The following is a 21,846-nucleotide window of genomic DNA, read 5'->3' on the forward strand; positions in this document are numbered from 1 at the left end:
GTGGCCGGGATAGCGCCGGCCGCGCGGTCGGCAGGGCGGGCGGCTCGCGGCTCCCGCCGACGAGGCACCCGGGGCGTGCCGGCGGCCGTGGTGGGCCGCCGGGCGGGCTGGTGCAGCCTGGATCAGGCGGCGCAGACGACGTCGCGGTCGCGGTCGGCGGGGCGCACCCGAGTGCTGCGCAGGGTGGCCTTCAGCGGCGAGTCCTGGTGCACCGCCACCGACACCGCGCCGCCCGTGGAGACCTGGCGCATCCCGCGGCCTGCGGCGTTGCGGACGGAGGCGCGGCCCACCGGCGCCGGCTCGACGGGCTCGTCCTGCATCGGCATCAGCACCCCCGGGAGCTGCTCGGCGAGCGCCACCGTGTCGCTGACCTCGCGGAGCAGCTCGGAGAGGCGGGCACCGAGGGCGTCGCAGATGGCGGCCAGCAGCTCGCTGGAGGGCTCCTTCTGGCCGCGCTCGATCTCGGACAGGTAGCCCAGGCTCACGTTCGCCGCGGAGGAGACCTCGCGCAGGGTGCGCTGCTGCCCCTGACGGCGCGCCCGCAGTGCGTCACCGATCACGCGGCGTAGCAGGACCATCGCACCTCCCCTGACTGGTCTCACCCCTCCGACGGCGGTCGTTCCCGACGCGGTGTACCGCCCCGGTGCCGACGACACGCGTCGGAGCCTTCCCGCAACCGTACCCGCTGCCGGCCCCGGTGACATCCCACCCTGCCCCACCATCTGGCGGTGGCCGCTCAGCGCCCGCCCGTCCCGGCGGTCGCGGAATCCCCGTCGGCGGCGGCCGGCACACCCGGCGCGGTCGCCGCCGCCTCCGCCGCGTGGACCCGCTGGGCGAGCAGCCGCAACGCCTCGATCACCGTGGCGGAGCGGATGTGGTCCCGGCCGCCGTCCAGGTCGAGCCGGGTGACCTCGGCGCCGCCCGGCCCGGCGACGGCGATGTAGACCAGCCCGACCGGCTTGCCGTCCTGCGGCTGCGGCCCGGCCACGCCGGTGGTGGCCAACCCCCAGTCGGCCCCGCAGCGCCGCCGGCCGCCCTCGGCCAGGGCGAGGGCCACGTCCGGGTCGACCGGTCCGCGGTCGGCCAGCAGGTCCTCCGGTACGCCGGCCAGCAACGCCTTCAGCTCGGTGGCGTAGACGACCAGCCCGCCCCGGTAGACCCCGCTCACCCCGGCGATCTCCACGAGCGAGGCGGAGAGCAGCCCACCGGTGAGCGACTCCACGGTCGCCAGCGTCTCGTGCCGCTGCGCGAGGCGGTGCACCACCCCGGCCGCCGGGCTCCCGACCGGCCGTCGCCCGTTCGCATCCGTCTCCATCCCCACGTTCCTTTCCCCGCCGCTGCCGCCCTACGCCACCCGCCCCCGCATCCTCCCGCCCCCCACCGGTCATCATGGGGTGGTCGCCGGACCCGCCGGGCGGACCGTCGACCGCCCCGTGACCAGCGGGGAGGCCGGGCCGGCTGAGTGGGGCCGGTCAGGGGCGGGGCCGACGGAGCCGGAGGGCCTGGACGATGTAGTCGAAGCCGGTGACCACCGTGACGATCACGGCGGCGGCCATGATCCAGGGGCCGACGTCGGCGAGGCCGGCCGGCATCGGCCACAGGTACCAGGTGATCGCGAGCACCTGGAGCGCAGTCTTGATCTTGCCACCCCGGCTGGCCGCGATGACGCCGTGCCGGATCACCCAGAACCGCAGCGCCGTGATGCCCAGCTCGCGGACCAGGATCAGCGCGGTCACCCACCAGGGCAGCAGGTCGTACCAGGACAACAGCACCAGGGCCCCGCCGGTGAGCGCCTTGTCGGCGATCGGGTCGGCAACCTGACCCACGGAGGTGACCAGGCCGAAGCGGCGGGCGATCCAGCCGTCCACCAGGTCGGTGGCCGAGGCGAAGACGAAGATCAGGCAGGCCACGATCCGCCACCCGGAGTGACTCATCGCCGACATCACGACCGTCGCTCCGAAGACCGGCACCAGCACCAGCCGCAGCAGGGTCAACGCGTTGGCCGCGTTGAGCACCGGCACCCGGGCGACCACCGGCGACGGCGTCGACTCCGCCGCCGGAGTCATCGGCGTGCCCCGATCGGGCCGCCCTGGCGTACCTGCCGCCGCACCACGTGGCTCCCCCGCTCTCTCAGGGCCCGCCGTCACCGTGCCGCGCCGGGCGCCGCCGAGATCATCTCATCCGGGACCGCGACCAGGTCCACCCCTTCGGTGGCGGTGACCGTCGCCCGAACCAGGTCGCCGGGGCGCAGCGCGGCCAGGTCCACACCACCCTCGACCGGGGCGACCAGGGTGGTCGAGCCGTCGACCTCCGGGGCCTGGTGCGCCGCCCGGCCCTCGACCACACCGTCGTCGACCGAGTCGACCAGCACCTCGACCGTGGAGCCGAGCCGCTCCTCGGCGCGCTGCGAGCACAGCTCGTCGGCGAGCGCGCTGAGCTTGTCGTACCGGCGCTTGATGGTGGCGGCGGAGACCTTGCCGGGCAGGCCGGCGGCCTCGGTGCCGTCCTCGTCGCTGTAGTCGAACATGCCGATCGCGTCGAGGCGGGCCTCGGTGAAGAAGCGGACCAGCTCGGCGATGTCGGCGCGGGTCTCGCCCGGGAAGCCGACGATGAAGTTGCTCCGCGCACCGGCCTGCGGGGCCAGGGCGCGGGCGGAGGCCAGCAGCTCCAGGAACCGGTCGGTGGAGCCGAAACGGCGCATCCGGCGCAGCACCGGCTCGCTGGAGTGCTGGAACGACAGGTCGAAGTAGGGCGCGACGCCCGGCGTTCCGGCGATCGCCTCGACCAGCCCGGGCCGGGTCTCGGCGGGCTGGAGGTAGCTCACCCGGACCCGGACGATGCCGGAGACGGCGGCGAGCTGCGGCAGCAGCTTCTCCAGCGCCCGGGGGTCGCCCAGGTCCTTGCCGTACGACGTCGAGTTCTCGCTGACCAGCACCAGCTCCCGGACGCCGCTGCGGGCCAGCCACTCCGCCTCGGCGAGCAGCTCGTCGGGCGTACGCGAGACGAAGGCCCCCCGGAAGGCCGGGATGGCGCAGAACGCACAGCGCCGATCGCAGCCGCTGGCCAGCTTCAGCGACGCCACCGGGCCGGTGTCGAGCCGGTGCCGCAGCACCTGGCGCAGGTGGGCCGGGGTGTGCTCGTCGGTCTGCACGGCCGCCCGCGAGGTGCCGTGGCCGGGCAGCGAGACCGCGCTGTCGCGCCGGGCGACCGGGGTCAGCGGCAGCAGCTCACGCCGGTCGCGCGGGGTGTGCGCGTCGATCGCCTCGCCGGCCACGACCGCGTCGAGCCGGGCGGCGATGTCCGGGTAGTCGTCGAAGCTCAGCACCGCCTGCGCCTCGGGCAGGCTGTTGGCCAGCTCCCGGCCGTACCGCTCGGCCATGCAGCCGGCGGCGACCACCTTCGCGCCGGTGTCGGCGGCGGCCAGCAGCGTCTGGATCGAGTCCTGCTTGGCCTTCTCCACGAAGCCGCAGGTGTTGACGACCACCACGTCGGCACCCTCGCCGTCGGTGGTCACCTGCCAGCCGTCGGCGTGCAGCCGGGCGGCCAACTCCTCCGAGTCGACCTCGTTACGGGCGCAGCCCAGCGTCAGCAGGGCAACGCGGCGGCCGGTGACGGCGGACGACGGCTCCAGGTCGCGCGGCGCCGAACGCGCCGAGCCGGAGTTGTCGGACGACGGCTCCAGGTCGCCGCGCGGCGTCAGACGCGCCGAGCTGGAGTTGTCGGAAGGGGAGGTGGCAGACACCATCCGAGGGTACCGGGCGCGCGGAGGCCGCCTGGCAACGGCGGTCGCCACCCTCCGTACCGACTACCGGGAATCGGGTGCCGGCCCGCCGTCAGAGCCGGGCCGCCCCGACCTGGACCAGGCGGTCGAGCAGGAAGACCTCCGTGCCGGCCAGGCCGGTGGAGCAGAACACCGACACCTGGTCCGCGCCGGTCCGCCCCGGGACCGCCCCGGCCAGCACCGCGCCCAGGTCGGCCAGCCGCCCCGCGTACGGGGGCAGAGCGGCGAGCATCGGCGGGTCGTACGCCATCGCCTGGGCTGGCGAGTCCGTGACCAGGACGTCGGCGGCGTCCAGCAGATCGGCGCCGAACTCGGCCCGGCCGCGCTGCTTGAAGCCGACCGCGTTGACGTGTGCCCCCGGGGCGAGGTCGGCGGCGTCCAGCACCGGCGTGGGGCTGGTGGTGGCGAGCACCACGACGTCCCGGCCGGTCACCGCGGCCCGGACCGTGGCCACGGCGCGGGCCGGGACGCCCAACTCGGCGCGGACCCGGGCGGCGAACGCCTCCCGGCGGGCCGCCGAGCGGCTGTGCACGGTCACCTCACGCAGCGGGCGCACGGCGGCGGCGGCCCAGACCTGGGTCCACGCCTGCCCGCCCGAGCCGATCACGCCGAGGGTGGCCGCGTCCGGCCGCGCCAGCGCGTCGACCGCCACCCCGCCCAGCCCTCCGGTGCGCCGGGAGCCCAGCTCCTCGCCGACGGCGATCGCCCGCACCGCCCCGGTCCGCCCGTCGTGCAGCACGACGAGCTGCTCGCCCTGCGGGTGGCCGAACGTGTCGTACGTGCGGTAGCCGTACCACTCGTCGGTCAGCTGCCCGGCGGTGAGGACCATCCGGCCGCCGCTCAGCGGGGCGGACGCCCGGGGCGGCGCGACCAGCCGGCCGGCGTGGGCGGCGAGCAGGGCGTCCCGCATCGCGGCCACGGTGGTGGACGCGTCGAGGACGGCGGCGACCTCCCGGTCGGAGACGAGCAGAGTCATGCCGGCAATACTGGTACCTGAACTCAACTTCATGTCAACCGGCGGGGTGGGCGGGGCATGGTGCTAGCGTCGGGGGCGGTGGCCGAGGCACGACAACGGCCGTTCCGGACGAGGGTGGGCGTACCCGGTGAGGCCAAGACGCCCGCGAGGCGTGCCCACTCGTCCCGGTCCCCGGCGGTCCGGGCCCCGCAAAGGTGATGTCACATGGCTTGGATCGTGTTGGTGGTCTCCGGACTCCTGGAGACCGCGTGGGCGATCTCGCTGGACCGCAGCGTCGGCTTCAGCCGCCCCCTCCCCTCGCTCGTCTTCGTCGTCACGCTGGTGCTCAGCATGCTGGGGCTGGCGTACGCGCTGCGCGAGATCCCGGTCGGCACCGGCTACGTCATCTGGGTCGGCATCGGCGCGGTCGGCACTGCGCTGGTCGGGATGCTGGCGCTGGGCGAGTCGACCAGCCTGCCCCGGATCCTCTGCCTGCTGCTGGTGGTGGCCGGGGTGGTCGGCCTGAAGGTCTTCCACTGACACCGTGGGATCCCCGCCCCGCCGTCGCGGTCAGTCCCTCCGCCCCACCGGCGGTCAGTCCCCCGCGCCACCCAGGCCGGCGAGGACCTCATCCAGCTCGTCCGGTTTGACCAGCACGTCGCGGGCCTTGGAGCCCTCCGACGGGCCGACCACGCCCCGGGTTTCCATCAGGTCCATCAGCCGGCCCGCCTTGGCGAAGCCGACCCGCAGCTTGCGCTGGAGCATCGAGGTCGAGCCGAACTGCGAGGTGACCACCAGCTCGACCGCCTGCACCAGCAGGTCGAGGTCGTCGCCGATCTCCTCGTCGACCTTCTTCCTGGTGTCCTGCGCCGGGGCCAGCACGTCCGGGCGGAACTCCGGCTCGCGCTGGTCCTTGCAGAACTTCACCACGTCGGCGATCTCGCGCTCGGTGACCCAGGCGCCCTGGATCCGGACCGGCTTCGACGCGCCCATCGGCAGGAACAGCCCGTCGCCCCGGCCGAGCAGCTTCTCCGCGCCCGGCTGGTCCAGGATGACCCGCGAGTCGGCCAGCGACGAGGTGGCGAACGCCAGCCGGGACGGCACGTTGGCCTTGATCAGACCGGTCACCACGTCGACCGAGGGGCGCTGGGTGGCCAGCACCAGGTGGATGCCGGCCGCGCGGGCGAGCTGGGTGATCCGGACGACCGAGTCCTCCACGTCGCGGGGGGCGACCATCATCAGGTCGGCCAGCTCGTCGACGATCACCAACAGGTACGGGTACGGCCGCATCTCCCGCTCGCTGCCCGGCGGGGCTGTGATCTCCCCACTGCGCACCTTGCGATTGAAGTCGTCGATGTGCCGGACCCCGTTCGCGGCGAGATCGTCGTAGCGCATGTCCATCTCGCGGACGACCCAGTCCAGCGAGTCGGCTGCCTTCTTCGCGTTGGTCACGATCGGGGTGACCAGGTGCGGGATGCCCTCGTAGCCGGTCATCTCGACCCGCTTCGGGTCGATCAGCAGCAGCCGCACCTCGTCCGGGGTGGCCCGGGTGAGGATGGACACCAGCAGGGTGTTGAGGCAGGACGATTTCCCGGCGCCGGTGGCGCCCGCGATCAGGATATGCGGCATCTTCGCGAGGTTGGCCACCACGAAGCCGCCCTCGATGTCCTTGCCGAGGGCGACCACCATCGGGTGGTGGTCGCTGGTGGCCACCCGGGAGCGCAGCACGTCGCCGAGGGCCACGTTCTCCGGGTCGGTGTTCGGGATCTCCACGCCGACCGCGCTCTTGCCCGGGATCGGGCTGAGGATCCGCACGTCCGGCGACTTCACCGCGTACGCGATGTTGCGGGAGAGCTGGGTGATCCGCTCGACCTTGACGCCCGGCCCCAGCTCGACCTCGTACCGGGTGACCGTCGGGCCCCGGGTGAAGCCGGTGACCTCGGCGTCCACCCCGAACTGGTCGAACACCCCGGTCAGCGCCGCGATGATCTCGTCGTTGGCCTTGCTCCGGGTCTTCGCCGCAGGGCCACCGCTGAGCATGTTGGCCGGCGGCAGCGTGTAGTCGCCGGACAGGCCGCTGAGCGCGAGCTGCTCGGCCCGGGTGGGCGCGGGCGAATGCTCCGGCGGCTCGACCGGCTTGCGGGTGGCGGGCACCTTCGCCGGGGGCTTGCGGGGCAGCACCACCGTCTCCTGGAGGTCGACCCCCTCGTACCCCTCCTCGAAGTCGTCCGGGTCGGGCAGCGGCGGCGCGGCCCGCTTGGCCGGGCGGCGGCGGGCCGGCTTCTTCTCGACCACCTCCACCACCTCGACCTCGTCGACGGCCGGCGGAGTGCCGGCCACCGCCCCGGCGAGCATCCCGAGCCGCTCCGGGATCTTGTTGATCGGGGTGGCCGTGACCACCAGCAGGCCGAAGACCAGCAGCAGGAGCAGCAGCGGCACGGCCACCCAGGCGGTAACGGCGCTCTCCAGCAGGTCGCCGACGCCCGCGCCGATCAGGCCGCCGGCGTAGTCGCGCTGGACCGAGTCCACCGGGTTCTGTCCGATGTGCAGCATCGCCGCCGTGGCGACCAGCATGGACCCCCAGCCGACCAGGCCCCGGCCGCGGTGCTCCGGGTCGGCCGGCGTGCGCATCAGTCGCCACGCGCCGATCGACAGCAGCACGGGCACGACGACCGAGATCGCCCCGAGGAAGAGCCGGACCGTGTCCGCGAGCCGGGCGCCCAGCGGGCCGGCCCCGGAGAACCAGATGGCCACCGCGCTGAGCAGGGCGAGGCCGAGCAGCAGCAGGCCGCCGCCGTCGCGGCGGTGCTCCGGGTCGAGGTCGCGGGCCGAGGCGGCCTGCCGGCCGGCAGCCCGCACCGCCCAGCCGACGCCGTGCGCCAGCCCCATCCACACCGTGCCGACCGCGCGGCCCACGTGGTGCGCCGGGCCGGGCCGCGCTGCGGTGGTGCGCCGCCGGGGCGCCGCCTTGGTGGTCTTCTTCGCCGGCTGACGGGCACGACTGTTCGTGGTGCCACGCGGCGACGCGCCGCGTCGCCGGCTCGCCTGAGAGGTACGGCCCGCCATAGAGTCACCGTAACGGCGGGACCCGGCGGATCGCCGCTTTTCCGGGTCGTGTCCGCGCGTCGCAGCACTGACGGCGCCGCCTGTTGTGTTATTCGCCTCAGAAGGGATGCCCTGATGGCGTCGCCGGATTTCGAGGACGGCCCGGACGGACCTGGCCGAACGCTGCGCCCGTTGACCGGCGAGCTGATCGCCGCCGTGCTGCACGCCCGGGGGTACGCGGTCTCGGTGAACCCGCAGGGCCGGATGCTCGGCCGCTGGGACGACAGCCTCATCTGGTTCCTGCGGATGGGCGCCGCCGGTGAGATCCTCCAGGTGCGCACCGTCGCCGGGCCGACCTTTCCCATCGAGTACGTGCCGACCCTGCACGCCTTCTGCAACTCCTGGAACCACGACCGCTACTGGCCCAAGGCCTTCGTGCACGTCGACGACGACGGGCGCGCCCTGGTCTGCGGCGAGGTGATCACCGACCTGGAACGCGGGGTGACCCCGCACCAGCTCGACCAGTTGCTCGACTGTGGCATCTCGACCGGCTGCCAGCTCGCCGCCGCCGTCGGGCAGCTGGCGAGCGGGGCACGGCAGTGACCGGGACGGCCGGGCAGCCGCGCCCGTGGGACGGCCGGCCCGGGGGCCACGGGGAGGGCCGGTCCCGGGGGCCGGCGGGCGGCGACCAGAGCCCGGCCGAGGCGCTGGCCGCCGCACGGGACCTGCCCGACTCCGAGCCGCGCGCGGCCGAGCTGGAACGGGTCGCCGCCGCCGCCGAGGCGGCCGGCGACCTGCGCACCGGCCTGGACGCCCGGTTCGCGCTCATCGACGCGTACCTGCGGCAGGGTGAGCGGTGGCGGCTGTTCGAGCCGGTCCGGCGCTGCCGGGAGCTCCTCGACCGGGTGCCCGGGCCGGCCGGCGAGCGGGGCGTCGAACTGCGCCGCTACCAGCGCTTCGCGGTGGAGGCGGTGTTCGCCACCCCCCGCATCGGGCTGGACCAGGCCCGGGCCGAGCTGGACGGCCTCGCCCGCTCCCCCGGCGGGCCGGGTGCCGCGGGTGACGCGGACGACACGCCGGGCGACCTGGTAGCCGAGCTGCGCTGCCGGCTCGCCGACCACCTCGGCGACGAACCGGCGGCCCGCCGCTGGTACGACCGCTGGCGCACCGCCCCCGTCGACCCGGCCGCCGGCTGTCCGGGCTGCGCCCCGTCCCGCCGAGCCGAACTGCTCACCGGCTGGGGCGACTGGGCGGCGGCCCTGACCGAGCTGTGCCCGCTGTTCGACGAGCCGGCGCGGGGCTCGGCGTACTGCACCGACCAGCCCGAGCGGGCGCTGGCCGGGGCGCTGCTGCCGCTGCTGCGCGCCGGTGAGCCGGAGCGGGCCGCCAGGGCGCACGTCGAGGCGTACCGGCGGCACCGGCGGGAACGGGCAGCCTTCCCGTACCTCGCCGCGCACCTGCGGTTCTGCGCGCTGGGCGGGCACCTGGACCGGGGACTGGACATCCTCGCCGAGCAGGTGCCCCGGCTGGGCCACCCGGCCGACGACATGGCGACGATGGAGTTCGCCGCCGCCGGGGCGCTGCTGTGCGCCCTCGCCACCGAGGCGGGGAGGGGCGACCGGCGGATGCCCGAACCGCGCCCCGCCGGCCGGGCGGGCGGGGACGTCGACGTGGCCCGGCTCGGCGGGCTGCTGGCCGAGCTGGCGACCGGGCTCGCGGGCAGCTTCGACGCCCGCAACGGCACGGGTCACCAGTCCGGCCGGATCGCCGCCCGACTGGCCGAACGGCCGATCACCGACCCGGTACCGCTGCCCGCCGACGAGGTGGACGGCGACAGCGCCGGCGACGGCGGCACGGACGGCGACGGCGGCGGCACCGACGACGGATACGACGGGCTGGCCGACGACGAGCCGGGGGCGCTGACCGTCGCCCTGGTCACGGACGCCCTGGACCGGCGCGGAGACGCCTGGACGATGCGGACCGGCGGGGCCGTGGTCGGGCGGTGGGACCCGGCGGTGATCGAGTTCCGGCAGGCCGGGGAGCGGGGCGAGATCCTGCACATACGGGTGCTGGCCACCCGGCGCCTGCCGGCGGACCGGCGCGCCGAGGCGTACGCGTTCTGCAACGCCTGGAACCACGACCGGCTGCTGCCCAAGGCGTACGCGCACGACGACGGCGGGGAACTGGTGCTGGCCGGCGACGTCACCACCGACCTGGCCCACGGGGTGGCCCCGGCGCAACTCGACGTGCTGGTCACCGCGGCGGTCACCACCGGCGTCACGTACGCGGAGGCGGTCGCCGCGCTCCCCTGACCCCGGGGCCAACGGGCCGACGCCGGCCCACCCCCAAGGGGCGGGCCGGCGTCGGGACGCGCGGTGAGGTGTGGGCCGTCAGACCTCGACCACCGTCGGAACGATCATCGGCCGACGCCGGTACTTGTCGTTGACCCAGCGCCCGACGGTGCGCCGGACGATCTGCTGGAGCTGGTGCGGGTCGGTGATGCCGTCCGCCGCAGCCCGGTTCAGCGCCTCGGTGACCAGCGGAATAACCGGGTTGAACGCCTCCGGGTCCTCGGAGAAGCCCTTCGCCGAGAGGGTCGGGCCGGCCACCACCTTGCCGGTGACCGAGTCGACCACCACGGTGGTGGCGATGAAGCCGCCGTCGCCGAGGATGCGCCGCTCGGTCAGCAGGGACTCGCTGACGTCGCCGACGGCCAGGCCGTCGACGTAGACGTACCGGCTCTTCACGTGGCCCACCAGGGTGGCGCGGCCCTCGACCAGGTCGACGACGTCGCCGTCCTCGCAGAGCACCACCCGGTCTGGGGCGACCCCGGACTCGATGCCCAGCCGGGCGTGCGCCCGCAGGTGCCGCCACTCGCCGTGCACCGGCATCAGGTTGCTGGGCCGGACCACGTTGAGCAGGTAGAGCAGCTCGCCGGCCGGCGCGTGCCCGGAGACGTGCACCTTCGCCACGTCCTTGTGCACCACCACCGCGCCGGCCCGGGCCAGCCGGTTGATCACCCGGTACACCGAGGTCTCGTTGCCGGGCACCAGCGAGGACGCCAGCACCACCGTGTCGCCGGGGGCGATGGTGATGTGCCGGTGGTCGCCGCTGGCCATCCGGCCCAGCGCGCTCATCGGCTCCCCCTGCGAGCCGGTGGACATCAGCAGAAGCTGCTCGGGCGGCAGCGTGGTCGCCTCCTCGATGCCGACCACGAGGCCCGCCGGGATGTTGAGCAGGCCGAGATCCCGGGCGATGCCCATGTTGCGGACCATCGAGCGGCCGATCAGCGCGACCTTGCGGCCGTGTTCGGCGGCCGAGTCGAAGACCTGCTGCACCCGGTGCACGTGCGAGGCGAACGAGGCGACGATGATCCGCCCCTTCGCCTTCGCGAAGATCGAGTCGAGCACCGGCCCGATCTCCCGCTCCGGGGTGACGAAGCCGGGGATCTCCGCGTTGGTGGAGTCCGACAGCAGCAGGTCGACGCCCTCGGCGCCGAGCCGGGCGAAGCCGGCCAGGTCGGTGATCCGGCCGTCCAGCGGGAGCTGGTCCATCTTGAAGTCGCCGGTGTGCAGCACCAGGCCGGCCGGGGTGCGGATGGCCACCGCGAGGGCGTCCGGGATCGAGTGGTTGACCGCGAAGAACTCGCACTCGAAGGGGCCGAGGCGTTCCCGACCGCCCTCCCGCACGGTCAGCGTGTACGGCTGGATCCGCCGCTCGGCCAGCTTCGCCTCGACCAGCGCGAGGGTGAACTGGGAGCCGACGAGCGGAATGTCTGGCTTGTGGGCGAGCAGGTACGGCACCGCGCCGATGTGGTCCTCGTGGCCGTGGGTGAGCACGATCGCCTGCACGTCGGCGAGCCGGTCCAGGATCGGCCCGAAGTCGGGCAGGATCAGGTCCACGCCCGGCTGCTCGACGTCGGGGAAGAGCACCCCGCAGTCGACGATCAGCAGCTTGCCGTCGTACTCGAAGACGGTCATGTTCCGACCGATTGCGCCGAGCCCGCCGAGCGGGATGATCCGCAGGCCGCCCTCCGGCAGCGGCGGGGGCAGCTCCCCCTCGTTGTGCGCCTCGGTCACGCGTCCACCTCATTCTGCGACGCCGTCACTCGGCGTCCATCGTGTCGTTCGTTCATCAGGGGAGCTCCAGACCCGCCGCCGCGCAGTCCGCGCGCAGCTGGGCGATCTCGTCGTCGGTGGCGTCCACCAGCGGGGGTCGTACGGGGCCGGCCGGCAGGCCCTTGGCCGCCAGGCCCGCCTTGACCAGGATGGTGCCCTGGGTACGGAAGATGCCGGTGAACAGGGGCAGCAGCCGCCGGTGCAGCGCCAACGCGGTGCCGGTGTCACCCGCGTCGTACGCCTCGATCATCCGCTTCGTCAGCACGCCGGTGAAGTGGGTCGAGGTGCCGACCACGCCCACACAGCCGACCGCCAGGGCGGGCAGGGTGAGCGAGTCCTCGCCGCTGTAGTACGCCAGTTCGGTGCGGCTGGTCACCCACGAGGTGGCGGTGAGGTCGCTCTTGGCGTCCTTGACCGCGACGATGCGGCCGTGCTCGGCGAGGCGCACGATGGTCTCGGTGGCGATCGGCACCCCGGCGCGGTGCGGGATGTCGTAGAGCATGATCGGCAGTCCGGTGGTGTCCGCGACCGCGGTGAAGTGCCGGACCAGCCCGCTCTGCGGCGGCTTGTTGTAGTACGGGGTCACCACGAGCAGGCCGTGCGCGCCGGCCTTCTCGGCCGCTGCGGCCAGCTCGATGGTGTGCCGGGTGTCGTTGGTGCCGACCCCGGCGACCACCCTGGCCCGGTCGCCGATCGCCTCCGCCACGGCCCGGATCAGACGTTCCTTCTCCACGTCGGTGGTGGTGGGCGATTCGCCGGTGGTGCCGTTGAGCACGAGCGCGTCATTGCCCTGCTCGTCGACGAGGTGGTTCGCGAGCCGTACGGCGCCGTCGAGGTCAAGGGAGCCGTCGGCGGTGAACGGGGTCACCATGGCCGTAAGCAGTCGACCGAACGGGCGGGACACCGCCCGCTCGGCGGCAACTGGGTGGTCGTGCGTCATGTTCACAACCTAGCGGACGACCACCGGAGGGTCGGCGGGGAAGGGCTCAGGACTCACTCGCCGTGCGGGCTGACCGCGACCTGTGTGCCGTCGGGCAGGGTGGTGACGACGAAGTCGGCGAAGACGCTCGGGGCGACTCCCTGCAGCTGACGCAGGCACTCCACCGCCAGTTCCCGGATCTCCACGTCGGCGTGCTCGGTGGCCCGCATCGCGATGAAGTGCCGCCAGGCCCGGTAGTTGCCGGTGACCACGATCCGGGTCTCGGTGGCGTTGGGCAGCACTGCGCGGGCAGCCTGCCGGGCCTGCTTGCGGCGCAGCGTCGGGTTGGGCTCGTCGGCGAACCGCTCTTCGAGGCCCTCCAGCAGTTCCGTGTACGCCCGCACGCTGGCCTCGGCGGCCTCGACGAACCGCTTGTGCAGCTCCGGGTCCTCGGCGATCGCCCGGGGCTCGACCATGGCGGCGTCCCGCTCCGGGACGTACCGCTGGGAGAGCTGGGAGTACGAGAAGTGCCGGTGCCGGATCAGCTCGTGGGTGAAGGAGCGGGACACCCCGGTGAAGTAGAAACTCACCGAGCCGTGCTCCAGCACCGACAGGTGCCCGACCTCAAGAATGTGCGCCAGGTAGCCGGCGTTGGTGGCGGTGGCCGGGTTCGGCTTCTTCCAGCTCTGGTAGCAGGCCCGGCCGGCGAACTCGGCGAGCGCCTGGCCGCCGTCGGCGTCGGTCGACCACGGCACGTCGTCCGGGGCCTGGAACTGGGTCCACGCGATCAGCTTGACCTGGGGCTGCACCATCTCCGGCATTCCTTGGACTGTAGTGGCCACGTCGGCGACGCCCCAAGTCGGGCTCCTACGCCCGTCACCTGCGGATCAGCCGGGTCGGGCGGGGCGGGCGGGTCGAGCGGGTCCGGCGGGCCGTTTGCTCGGGTCCGGCAGGTGAGCTGGGGCGCGGATGGACCCCAGTCGGCTCGGGCTGACTCTGCCCAGCGCCTATGGAGCTGCCCGCACAGACGGGGCACGCAACTTCGTTCCTCCCCCAGGCCGGACGGACCCGGCCGAAGGACAACGGACCGTCGTTGGCGAGCACAGGCCAGGTGTGGGCCGACGCACCTGCGTCGCATCTGCGCACATGCCGGACACGTGCGCGACACACGGACGGGACGGGCGGACGGGACGGGCGGACGGCACGCGGACGCACATCCGAGGCAGCTCCATAGGCGCCACGGCAACCGCCTCCACCATGGTCAGGCGCGCGACGAACGCGGGCCGGCGCACCAGAGCGGGCCGGGCGCACAAACGGGGCAGCTCCACAGGCGCCACGGGGGCCACCTCCACCACCGTCGAGGTTCTGGTGTCCCCGGAACGGCAGCGGTCCGATGCGCCGCCGCGACCAAGGCTGGAAGCGCGCCGGGACGGGGCCGAGGCCCGTCAGACGTAGAGGGAGGTGAAGGGGGCCCAGGGGAGGTTGCGGGCCACCGAGAAGACCAGCCAGAGGGCCAGGAACCCGCCGATCAGCTTCGAGCTGATCTGCGGCACCGGCAGCCGCCAGCCGAACGCCTGCTTCCCGGCCCAGGCCACGAAGAGGTACGTCAGGAAGGGCAGCGCGAAGACGAAGAGGAAGTGGTGCCGGGCGGCGGCCGGCACGTCGCCGTGCAGCACGTACCAGAGCGCGCGGGTGCCGCCGCAGCCCGGGCAGTCCAGCCCGGTGGTGAGCTTCAGCAGGCAGCTCGGGGCGGCGTCGGGCGCGGCCCGGGTCGGGTCGCTGAGCAGCGCGTACGCCACGCCGAGGCCGACGCAGCCGAGCGCGGCCAGGGGCACCGCCCAGCGGGGCGAGCGGTCGTAGACCCGCATGACGAAGCGGGTCAACCGGTCCGGCTCGGCCATCGGGTACGCCCCCGGCGGCGGCCAGGCGGCATCGGGCTGCTGACCCGCCGGCCACGCGGGGCCGGGCTGCTGATCCGCCGGCCACGCGACGCCGGGCTGCTGATCCGCCGGCCACGCGACGCCGGGCTGCTGATCCGCCGGCCACGCGACCGGGGCGCCGACCGGCGCGGACTGTGGGGCGGATGTGCCCCCGGCCTGGGCGTCCGGCCGAGCGGCCGGGCCGTCAACGCTCGTCACGCCGCTCACGGTACACCGGGCCCGCTCCTCAGCGCGGCGGCCAGCGGGACGGCGAGGTCGCCGGCTGCCGGCGGGGCGACCGCGTCCAGCCCGAGCCAGCCGGCCAGCCGGTACAGCTCGGCGGCCAGGGCGATCGCCGTCTCCCCCGGGTCGACGCCCGGCTCCGCCCAGGCGGCCGGGACCAGCAGCACGCCCGCCTTCCGGTCGGCCTTCAGGTCGACCCGGGCGGTGAACCGCTCGCCCTGGAGGAACGGCAGTACGTAGTAGCCGTACACCCGCTGCGGGGCCGGCACGTAGATCTCGATGCGGTAGTTGAGGCCGAACAGCCGCTCGGTGCGGCCACGCTCCCAGACCAGCGGGTCGAACGGGCTGACCAGCGTGTTGCCCCGCGCCCAGCGGGGCAGCCGGGCGGTGGCGTGCAGCCAGGCCGGGTGTCGCCAGCCGCGCACCGTCACCGGGGTCAGCTCGCCGGCCTCGGCCAGCTCGGCGATCGCCCGCCGGGCACCGGCCACCGGGAGGCGGAAATAGTCGCGCAGCTCCGGCTCGGCGGCCACCCCGAGCGACCGGGCGGCGATCGCGACCAGCGCCCGGTACGCCTCCGCGTCGGTCGGGGTGGGCGCGGCCAGCACGGCCGGGGGCAGCACCCGCTCCGCCAGGTCGTAGCGGCGGGCGAAGGACGTGGTGCGGTCGGCGGCGGCCACCTCGCCGGCCCAGAACAGGAACTCCAGGGCCTTCTTCACGGCCGACCAGTTCCACCCCCAGTTGCCGGTCTCCCGGGGGGCGTCGTGCTCGATCTCGGCGGCGGTCAGCGGCCCCCGGGCGGCCACCTCGTCGCGCACCCAGGCGACCAGACCCGGCTGCTCCCGGGCGATGCCGCGCATCCCGCCCCAGGCGTCGTCGTGCGCCCGGGCCATCCGCCAGCGCAGCGCCGGGTGCAGCTCGACCGGGACCAGCGACGCCTCGTGCCCCCAGTACTCGAACAACTCCCGGGGGCTGCGGTAGGCCGCCGCGTCGAGCAGCGCCGTCGGATACGGCCCGAGCCGGCTGTAGAGCGGCAGGTAGTGCGCGCGTTGCAGCACGTTGACCGAGTCCATCTGGATCAGGCCGACCCGGTCGAGCACCCGGCGCAGGTGCCGACGGGTGAGCGCCCCGGCAGGGGCCGGGTCGGCAAAGCCCTGGGCGGCCAGCGCCACCCGCCGGGCCTGGGCGAGCGAGAGCGATTCCGGTGTGACCATCGTGGGCACCCTAATCCAGGTGTACGACACCGGTGCGGCTCGCTGGACGACGCGCCCGCCGGGGCATAGAACGGACGCATGCTGATCATCCGCCCCGAGGAGCCGGACGACGCCGAGGCGGTCGCCCGGGTGCACGTACACGGCTGGCAGGACGGCTACGTCGGGTTCATGCCGGACGAGGTGCTGGACCGGCTCAACGTGGCCGCCTGGGCGCAGCGGCGGCGGGACACCGGCACGGCCGACCCGGAGCACCCGTTCACCACCCTGCTGGCCGAGCGGGACGGTGCGGTCGTCGGGTTCACCACGTTCGGGCCGTACCGGAACAACCAGGACCGGGCCGACCTGGACCACACCCTCGGCGAGGTGCTGACCATGTACGTCGAGAAGGCGCACTGGGGGGACGGGACGAGCGGGCGGCTGCTGACGGCGGCGAAGGAGCGGCTGGCCGGGCAGGGCTGGAGCGCGTACCGGCTCTGGGTGCTCCGGGACAACCGGCGGGCCCGCCGCTTCTACGAGCGGGCCGGGCTGTCACCGGACGGCGAGCGGACGACCTACCGCGTGCCGCTGGCCGGCGGAGCGCCCCCGCTCGGTCTGGTCGAGCTGCGCTACGCCGGGCGCCTCGACGGCTGACCCGGCCGGCGGCGGTCCCCCGGCCGACCCGGGCCCGACCGGCGCGGCCCACCTGCGGACCGGCAGGAACAGCAGCAGGGCCAGGCTGATCCAGACGTAGGTGTTGCTGCCGAGGAAGCCGTCGACGCCGGTGAAGTCCTTCTCCCAGGCCCAGACGATCCGGCTGATCAGGAAGCCGTACCCGATCGCGGCGGCGGCCAGCAGGACGCCGCGCCTGCGGCTGCGAGCGGGGGCTGCCATGCCGTTGTCGACCAGCAGGATCAGCCCCGGCAGCAGCCAGACCAGGTGATGCACCCAGGTGACGGGGCTGACCAGGCACATCACCGCGCCGGTCAGCGCCAGGCCGGTGGCCTCGTCGCCGGCCGCGGCGGCGGCCCGGGACCGCCACGCCCAGACCGCGAGGGTGGCCAGCACCAGCGCCGCCCAGGCCAGGCTGCTGGGGTGCTCGGGGTTCAGCCGGGCCACCACCCCGCGCAGCGACTGGTTGGACACGAACGCCAGCTCGCCGACCCGGCCGGTGTTCCACAGCGCCGAGGTCCAGAATTCCCGGGACGCGTCGGGGAAGAGCGCGGCGGCGACCAGGCTGGCCGTGGCGGCGGCGCCGACGGCGGTCAGCGCGGCCCGCCAGCGCCCGGTGACCAGCAGGTAGACGATGAAGATCCCCGGAGTCAGCTTGATCGCGGTGGCCAGGCCGATGCCCACCCCGACCCACCGGTTGCCGGCCGGCAGCAGCCGCAGCAGGTCCACCGCGACCAGGAACAGCAGCAGCATGTTGACCTGGCCGAAGTTGACCGTCTCGCGCATCGGCTCGAACGCGGCGGCCAGCAGGAGCGCGACGGCGAGGGCGTACCAGCGGGTCCAGCCGGCGCGGCGGGCGATCGGGTCGACCAGCCACCAGATCAGCACAGCGCTGACCACCACGGACGCGGCCACGCTCACCACGATCGCCGCCGTCCAGGGCAGCGCCGCCATCGGCAGCATCGCCAGGGCGGCGAACGGCGGGTAGGTGAAGCCGTACTGGGTGCCGGGCTTCAGGAAGTCGTAGATCTCCCCGCCGTCGTGCACCCAGAAGTTCAGCGCGCCGTAGTAGACCTTGAGGTCGAAGAAGCCGTGCCGCACGGCCGCCATCGACAGGAACAGGGCCACCGCGACGGCGAGGCAGCAGACGGCAATGACCTGCCCGATCCTCCGTTCGGCACCCTGCGCCACCATCGTCTCCCTCGCCCTGCGTAGGCTCACGTCCCATGGCTCTCGGGTACGTCCGCCCGGCGCGTCCCGAAGACGCCGGCGAGATCGCACACATCCAGCTCGCGACCTGGCGGGCCGCTTACCGCCGGATCCTGCCCCGGCACGTGCTCGACAACCTGGACGAGGCGTACCTCGCCCGGCGGTGGAGTGCGGCCGTGCAGGAGCCGCCCTCCGGCGCGCACCGGGTGCTGGTCGCCGTCGAACAGGCCGAGCAATCGTATCTGGTGGGGTTCGTCGCCTCGGGTCCGGCCGACGCCGAGTCACTCGCCCCGAACGAACCCGCCGAGGCGCTCGGGCCCGGCGTGGTCGCGGTGACGGACCTGCTGGTCGAGCCGCGCTGGGGCCGACGCGGGCACGGCAGCCGACTGCTCGCCGCGAGCGTGGACCTGTGGCGGGAGGACGGTTTCGCCCGCGCGGTGGCGTGGGCGTTCGACGGCGACCCGGCGACCCAGAAGTTCCTCACCACCGCCGGCTGGGAGCCCGACGGGGCGGCCCGGGCCCTCGACGTGGACGACATGCTGGTCAACCAGCTCCGGCTGCACGTCGCGGTCTCCGCCGACGATCCGACCCCCGCCGACTGACCGGCCCTGGGCCGAACGCGAGGGCACCCCGCTGGTGCCGGCGACGGCCGACGGCCGCCAGGCGCGCGCGGTACCGCGCGCGATCCGGCAGCGGCGGGACGGTCAGGGGAGCGGGCGTGGCGTGAGTTCGGCGACCAGTTCGTCGTCCTCGACCACGCCCGTCGGGGTGAAGCCCAGGCGGCGGTAGAGGGCGGCGGCGGCCAGGTTCTCCGGGTGGTACGACAGGCGGACCGCCGGGCAGCCCGGCTGCTCGCCCAGCCAGGTGGCCAGGGTGGTCACGGTGGCAGCGCCCACCCCCCGGCCCTGCTCGGCGGCGTCGACGACCATGCCTCCGATCCACCGCGAACCGTCGTCGTCGACGCCCCACATGACGTGCCCGACGACGGCCTCGTCGGCGTACACCGCCAGGGAGGTCCAGACGTCGCCTCGGGCGCTGGTCAGCAGGTAGCGGGCCGCCATCGGGTACACCCAGGCCCGCTGGTCGTCGCGGGGCACCACGTCGGCGACGGTCCGCCAGTTGTCGTCGTCGACCGGGCGCAGGGTCACGTGCCGCCCGGCGCGGTCGCGGAGGTTCGAGTCGATCACCGGGCGAGCTTAGGGCCGACCCGCCCGCCCGGCGACGGATTTCGCGTCTTTCCGGGGCGCCGGCCGGCCGAGACCGCACTGGGCGCCGGCCGCCGACGGGGCCGCCGGTGGGCCGGCCGCGCGGCGCGGGCGGGGTCAGTCGAGCAGCGGGTCCAGGGCGATGGTGAGGCCGGGGCGGTTGCCCACCGCGCGGACGGCCAGCAGCACGCCGGGCATGAACGACACCCGGTCGTACGAGTCGTGCCGGATGGTCAGCGTCTCACCCAGGGTGCCGAACAGCACCTCCTGGTGGGCGACCAGGCCGGTGGCGCGTACGGCGTGCACGCGTACCCCGTCGATGTCGGCCCCCCGGGCACCCGCGACCTCGTCCTTCGTGGCGTCCGGAACCGGGCCGAGGCCGGCCTCGGCGCGGGCCCGCGCGATCTGTCGGGCGGTGTGGGTGGCGGTGCCGCTGGGTGCGTCGAGCTTGCGCGGGTGGTGCTGCTCGATGATCTCGACGGACTCGAAGTGCCGGGCCGCCCGCGCCGCGAACTGCATCATCAGCACCGCGCCGATGCCGAAGTTGGGGGCGATCACCACGCCGACCCCGGGCTTGTCGGCCAGCCAGCCGCGCACCCGATCGAGCCGCTGCTCGGTGAAGCCGGTGGTGCCGACGACCGCGTTGATGCCCTGCTCGATGCACCAGCGCAGGTTGTCCATGACGACGTCGGGGGTGGTGAAGTCGACGACCACCTCGGCACCGGCGTCGGATGCGGCGAGCAGGTCCTCGCCCTGGTCGATCATCGCCACCAGTTCCAGGTCGGACGCCGCGTCGACCGCCTTGCACACCTCGATGCCCATCCGGCCCCGGGCACCCAGCACGCCGACCCGGATCAGCTCCTCGGGGCTCTTCCCCAGCTCGTCAGTCACGGGGCACAACCTATCCCAGCCGGGCCGCCCGCACCGGGTCGACCGCCGACCGTCCCACGTGCCGCCGCGACGGTCAGGAAGTAAAGTCCCGATCGCCGAACGGGCCGACGACCGCGAGGGACATCGGCCGGGCGAGCAGCTCGGCGGCGAGGGTGTTCACGTCGTCCACGGTCACCGCGTCGACCCGGGCCAGCAGCTCGTCGACCGGCATCAGGTCGCCGTAGAGCAGCTCCCCCTTGGCGAGCCGGCTCATCCGGGAACCGGTGTCCTCCAGGCCGAGCACGAACGAGCCCTTGCTCATCCCCTTGCCCCGGGCCACCTCGGCCTCGGTCAGCCCGTCGGCGGCCACCCGGGCCAACTCGGCGCGGGTCAGCTTCAGCACCTCGTCCACCTTCCCGGGGGCGCAGCCGGCGTAGACGGCGAACAGGCCGCTGTCGGCGTACTGGCTGGCGTAGGAGTAGACCGAGTAGGCCAGGCCGCGCCGCTCCCGGATTTCCTGGAACAGCCGGCTGGACATGCCGCCGCCGAGTACGTTGTTGAGCACCCCGAGGGCGAAGCGCCGCTCGTCGACGCGGTCGATGCCGGGGCAGCCGATGATGACGTGCGCCTGCTCGGTCTCCTTCTGCTCGACCAGGGTGGTGGCCGGCTTCACGCGTACCGCCGGGGTGGCCGGTCGGTGCGGGGCCGGCGTGGCCGGTTCGGTGTCCAGCGGGGTTCCGGCCAGCGCCTGGCGGACCAGCTTGACCACGGCGGCGTGGTCGAGGTTGCCGGCGGCGGCGACGACGATCTGCGCCGGGTTGTAGTGGCGGCGGTAGAAGTCGTGGATCTGCCGGCGGGTCATCGGGGTGACCGTCTCCTCGGTGCCGGAGATCAGCCGGCCGAGGGGGTGGTCGCCGTAGACGGCGCGGGCGAACAGGTCGTGCACCTCGTCGCCGGGCTCGTCGTCGTGCATGGCGATCTCTTCGAGGATGACGCCGCGCTCGATCTCCACGTCGGCCGGCTCCAGCAGCGAGTCGGCGACCGCGTCGCACATCACGTCGATGGCCAGCGGCAGGTCCTCGTCCAGCACGCGGGCGTAGTAGCAGGTGTATTCCTTCGTGGTGAAGGCGTTCGTCTCGCCGCCCACCGCCTCGATCCCGGAGGAGATCTCCAGCGCGGTGCGCTTGTGGGTGCCCTTGAAGAGCAGGTGCTCCAGGAAGTGCGCGGCGCCGGCCTGCGGGCCGGTCTCGTCCCGGGAGCCGACGGAGACCCAGATGCCGAACGAGACGCTGCGCATCGCCGGGATCGCCTCGGTGAGCACGCGAAGCCCGCTGGGCAGCACGGTACGGCGTACCGTGCCGCCCAGCGGGTCGTCACTCAGCGTGCGGGTGACCGCCCGGGTCGACCCGCCGGCCCGCCGGGGTTGTGCCCCGGTGGCGTGCCGGACGGCCCCGGACGGCGCCACCCCCCGTGGACCCGCAGGAAAAGACGCGCGCTGGGCCCGGCTCACGGAAACCTGCTCTCAGTTCGACGAGGGGTGGGTGGTGCGGTGTGACAAAACCGGCCGGGGGGGGGGGGGGGGGGCCCCCCCCCCGCGCCGGGCGGGGGGGGGGGGGGGCGGGGGGGGGGGGGGGGGGCGCCCCCCCCCCCCCCCCCCCCCCCCCCCCCCCGACTCCGCGCCACGGGTGGCGGACTGCCGCGCCCCGGCCGTGCTGCGCCGACG

General features: G+C 74.3%; 20 protein-coding genes and 1 riboswitch. Of the genes, 5 read left to right on the forward strand and 15 right to left on the reverse strand.

Translation table 11 applies throughout. The annotated features are described in order from the left end of the window. Positions 1–122 precede the first annotated feature (122 nt). From ACFYZF_RS05605 to ACFYZF_RS05625, 5 genes are all read right to left on the reverse strand, one after another. Positions 123–578 carry a helix-turn-helix domain-containing protein gene (locus tag ACFYZF_RS05605; RefSeq protein ID WP_387016353.1) on the reverse strand — a complete coding sequence of 152 codons (456 nt, stop codon included), beginning with the start codon at positions 576–578 and terminating at the stop codon, positions 123–125. Between the two features lie 158 nt (positions 579–736). Further along, the gene (locus ACFYZF_RS05610) at positions 737–1,315 is read right to left on the reverse strand and encodes a CinA family protein (protein ID WP_387016354.1); all 579 of its coding nucleotides are present in this window, start codon (positions 1,313–1,315) and stop codon (positions 737–739) included. 157 nt (positions 1,316–1,472) lie between these two features. Next, on the reverse strand, positions 1,473–2,066 hold the full coding sequence (pgsA, locus tag ACFYZF_RS05615) for a CDP-diacylglycerol--glycerol-3-phosphate 3-phosphatidyltransferase (protein ID WP_387016356.1): 594 nt from the start codon (positions 2,064–2,066) through the stop codon (positions 1,473–1,475). A 77-nt stretch (positions 2,067–2,143) separates the two neighbouring features. Beyond that, a complete protein-coding gene (gene rimO, locus ACFYZF_RS05620) occupies positions 2,144–3,745 on the reverse strand; it encodes a 30S ribosomal protein S12 methylthiotransferase RimO (RefSeq protein ID WP_387016357.1) in 1,602 nt (533 codons plus the stop codon). An 88-nt stretch (positions 3,746–3,833) separates the two neighbouring features. Beyond that, positions 3,834–4,757 (reverse strand): ornithine cyclodeaminase family protein, encoded by a 924-nt coding sequence (locus tag ACFYZF_RS05625; protein ID WP_387016358.1) that lies wholly within the window; start codon positions 4,755–4,757, stop codon positions 3,834–3,836. 75 nt (positions 4,758–4,832) lie between these two features. Next, positions 4,833–4,905: riboswitch (guanidine-III (ykkC-III) riboswitch) on the forward strand. A 56-nt stretch (positions 4,906–4,961) separates the two neighbouring features. Between ACFYZF_RS05625 and ACFYZF_RS05630 the strand changes: the two genes are divergently transcribed. Continuing rightward, positions 4,962–5,276 (forward strand): DMT family transporter, encoded by a 315-nt coding sequence (locus tag ACFYZF_RS05630; protein ID WP_387016360.1) that lies wholly within the window; start codon positions 4,962–4,964, stop codon positions 5,274–5,276. 54 nt (positions 5,277–5,330) lie between these two features. Here ACFYZF_RS05630 and ACFYZF_RS05635 read toward each other — a convergent pair whose 3' ends face one another. Beyond that, positions 5,331–7,802, reverse strand: a complete 2,472-nt coding sequence (locus ACFYZF_RS05635; protein ID WP_387016362.1) for a DNA translocase FtsK 4TM domain-containing protein — start codon at positions 7,800–7,802, stop codon at positions 5,331–5,333. Positions 7,803–7,916: 114 nt separating this feature from the next. Here ACFYZF_RS05635 and ACFYZF_RS05640 point away from each other — a divergent pair, with 114 nt between their 5' ends. Continuing rightward, the gene (locus tag ACFYZF_RS05640; protein ID WP_387016363.1) at positions 7,917–8,384 is read left to right on the forward strand and encodes a YbjN domain-containing protein; all 468 of its coding nucleotides are present in this window, start codon (positions 7,917–7,919) and stop codon (positions 8,382–8,384) included. Further along, a complete protein-coding gene (locus tag ACFYZF_RS05645; RefSeq protein ID WP_387016365.1) occupies positions 8,381–10,093 on the forward strand; it encodes a YbjN domain-containing protein in 1,713 nt (570 codons plus the stop codon). The genes ACFYZF_RS05640 and ACFYZF_RS05645 overlap by 4 nt, the downstream gene beginning before the upstream one ends. A 78-nt stretch (positions 10,094–10,171) precedes the next feature. Here ACFYZF_RS05645 and ACFYZF_RS05650 read toward each other — a convergent pair whose 3' ends face one another. From ACFYZF_RS05650 to ACFYZF_RS05670, 5 genes are all read right to left on the reverse strand, one after another. Next, positions 10,172–11,860 carry a ribonuclease J gene (locus tag ACFYZF_RS05650; protein WP_387016367.1) on the reverse strand — a complete coding sequence of 563 codons (1,689 nt, stop codon included), beginning with the start codon at positions 11,858–11,860 and terminating at the stop codon, positions 10,172–10,174. 55 nt (positions 11,861–11,915) lie between these two features. Beyond that, positions 11,916–12,839, reverse strand: coding sequence for a 4-hydroxy-tetrahydrodipicolinate synthase (gene dapA / locus ACFYZF_RS05655; protein WP_387016369.1), 924 nt, complete (start codon positions 12,837–12,839; stop codon positions 11,916–11,918). Positions 12,840–12,892: 53 nt separating this feature from the next. Then, positions 12,893–13,630: an FAD-dependent thymidylate synthase gene (gene thyX, locus ACFYZF_RS05660; protein ID WP_387017100.1), complete on the reverse strand. Its 738-nt coding sequence runs from the start codon at positions 13,628–13,630 to the stop codon at positions 12,893–12,895. A 633-nt stretch (positions 13,631–14,263) separates the two neighbouring features. Beyond that, positions 14,264–14,965, reverse strand: coding sequence for a DUF2752 domain-containing protein (locus tag ACFYZF_RS05665; RefSeq protein WP_387016371.1), 702 nt, complete (start codon positions 14,963–14,965; stop codon positions 14,264–14,266). Next, the gene (locus ACFYZF_RS05670) at positions 14,962–16,191 is read right to left on the reverse strand and encodes a winged helix-turn-helix domain-containing protein (protein ID WP_387016372.1); all 1,230 of its coding nucleotides are present in this window, start codon (positions 16,189–16,191) and stop codon (positions 14,962–14,964) included. The genes ACFYZF_RS05665 and ACFYZF_RS05670 overlap by 4 nt, the downstream gene beginning before the upstream one ends. Positions 16,192–16,269: 78 nt before the next feature. On the opposite strand from ACFYZF_RS05670, the gene ACFYZF_RS05675 reads away from it, so the two are divergent. Beyond that, complete coding sequence (locus ACFYZF_RS05675; RefSeq protein WP_387016374.1) at positions 16,270–16,821, forward strand: GNAT family N-acetyltransferase; 552 nt, start codon at positions 16,270–16,272, stop codon at positions 16,819–16,821. On the opposite strand, the gene ACFYZF_RS05680 is transcribed toward ACFYZF_RS05675, so the two are convergent. Beyond that, positions 16,720–18,030, reverse strand: a complete 1,311-nt coding sequence (locus ACFYZF_RS05680; RefSeq protein ID WP_387016375.1) for a glycosyltransferase 87 family protein — start codon at positions 18,028–18,030, stop codon at positions 16,720–16,722. The two genes, ACFYZF_RS05675 and ACFYZF_RS05680, sit on opposite strands and share 102 nt — an antisense overlap. Before the next feature lie 35 nt (positions 18,031–18,065). Here ACFYZF_RS05680 and ACFYZF_RS05685 point away from each other — a divergent pair, with 35 nt between their 5' ends. Further along, positions 18,066–18,650, forward strand: a complete 585-nt coding sequence (locus tag ACFYZF_RS05685) for a GNAT family N-acetyltransferase (RefSeq protein ID WP_387016376.1) — start codon at positions 18,066–18,068, stop codon at positions 18,648–18,650. 102 nt (positions 18,651–18,752) lie between these two features. Here ACFYZF_RS05685 and ACFYZF_RS05690 read toward each other — a convergent pair whose 3' ends face one another. The 3 genes from ACFYZF_RS05690 to ACFYZF_RS05700 all read right to left on the reverse strand — a co-directional run bounded on the left by ACFYZF_RS05690 (position 18,753) and on the right by ACFYZF_RS05700 (position 21,588). Further along, the gene (locus ACFYZF_RS05690; protein WP_387016378.1) at positions 18,753–19,235 is read right to left on the reverse strand and encodes a GNAT family N-acetyltransferase; all 483 of its coding nucleotides are present in this window, start codon (positions 19,233–19,235) and stop codon (positions 18,753–18,755) included. A gap of 135 nt (positions 19,236–19,370) precedes the next feature. Beyond that, a complete protein-coding gene (dapB, locus tag ACFYZF_RS05695; protein ID WP_387016379.1) occupies positions 19,371–20,144 on the reverse strand; it encodes a 4-hydroxy-tetrahydrodipicolinate reductase in 774 nt (257 codons plus the stop codon). Positions 20,145–20,217: 73 nt separating this feature from the next. Then, positions 20,218–21,588 (reverse strand): M16 family metallopeptidase, encoded by a 1,371-nt coding sequence (locus tag ACFYZF_RS05700; RefSeq protein ID WP_387016380.1) that lies wholly within the window; start codon positions 21,586–21,588, stop codon positions 20,218–20,220. Positions 21,589–21,846 lie beyond the last annotated feature (258 nt).

This window comes from Micromonospora sp. NPDC001898 (genome assembly GCF_042891255.1).
Lineage (GTDB): Bacteria > Actinomycetota > Actinomycetes > Mycobacteriales > Micromonosporaceae > Micromonospora.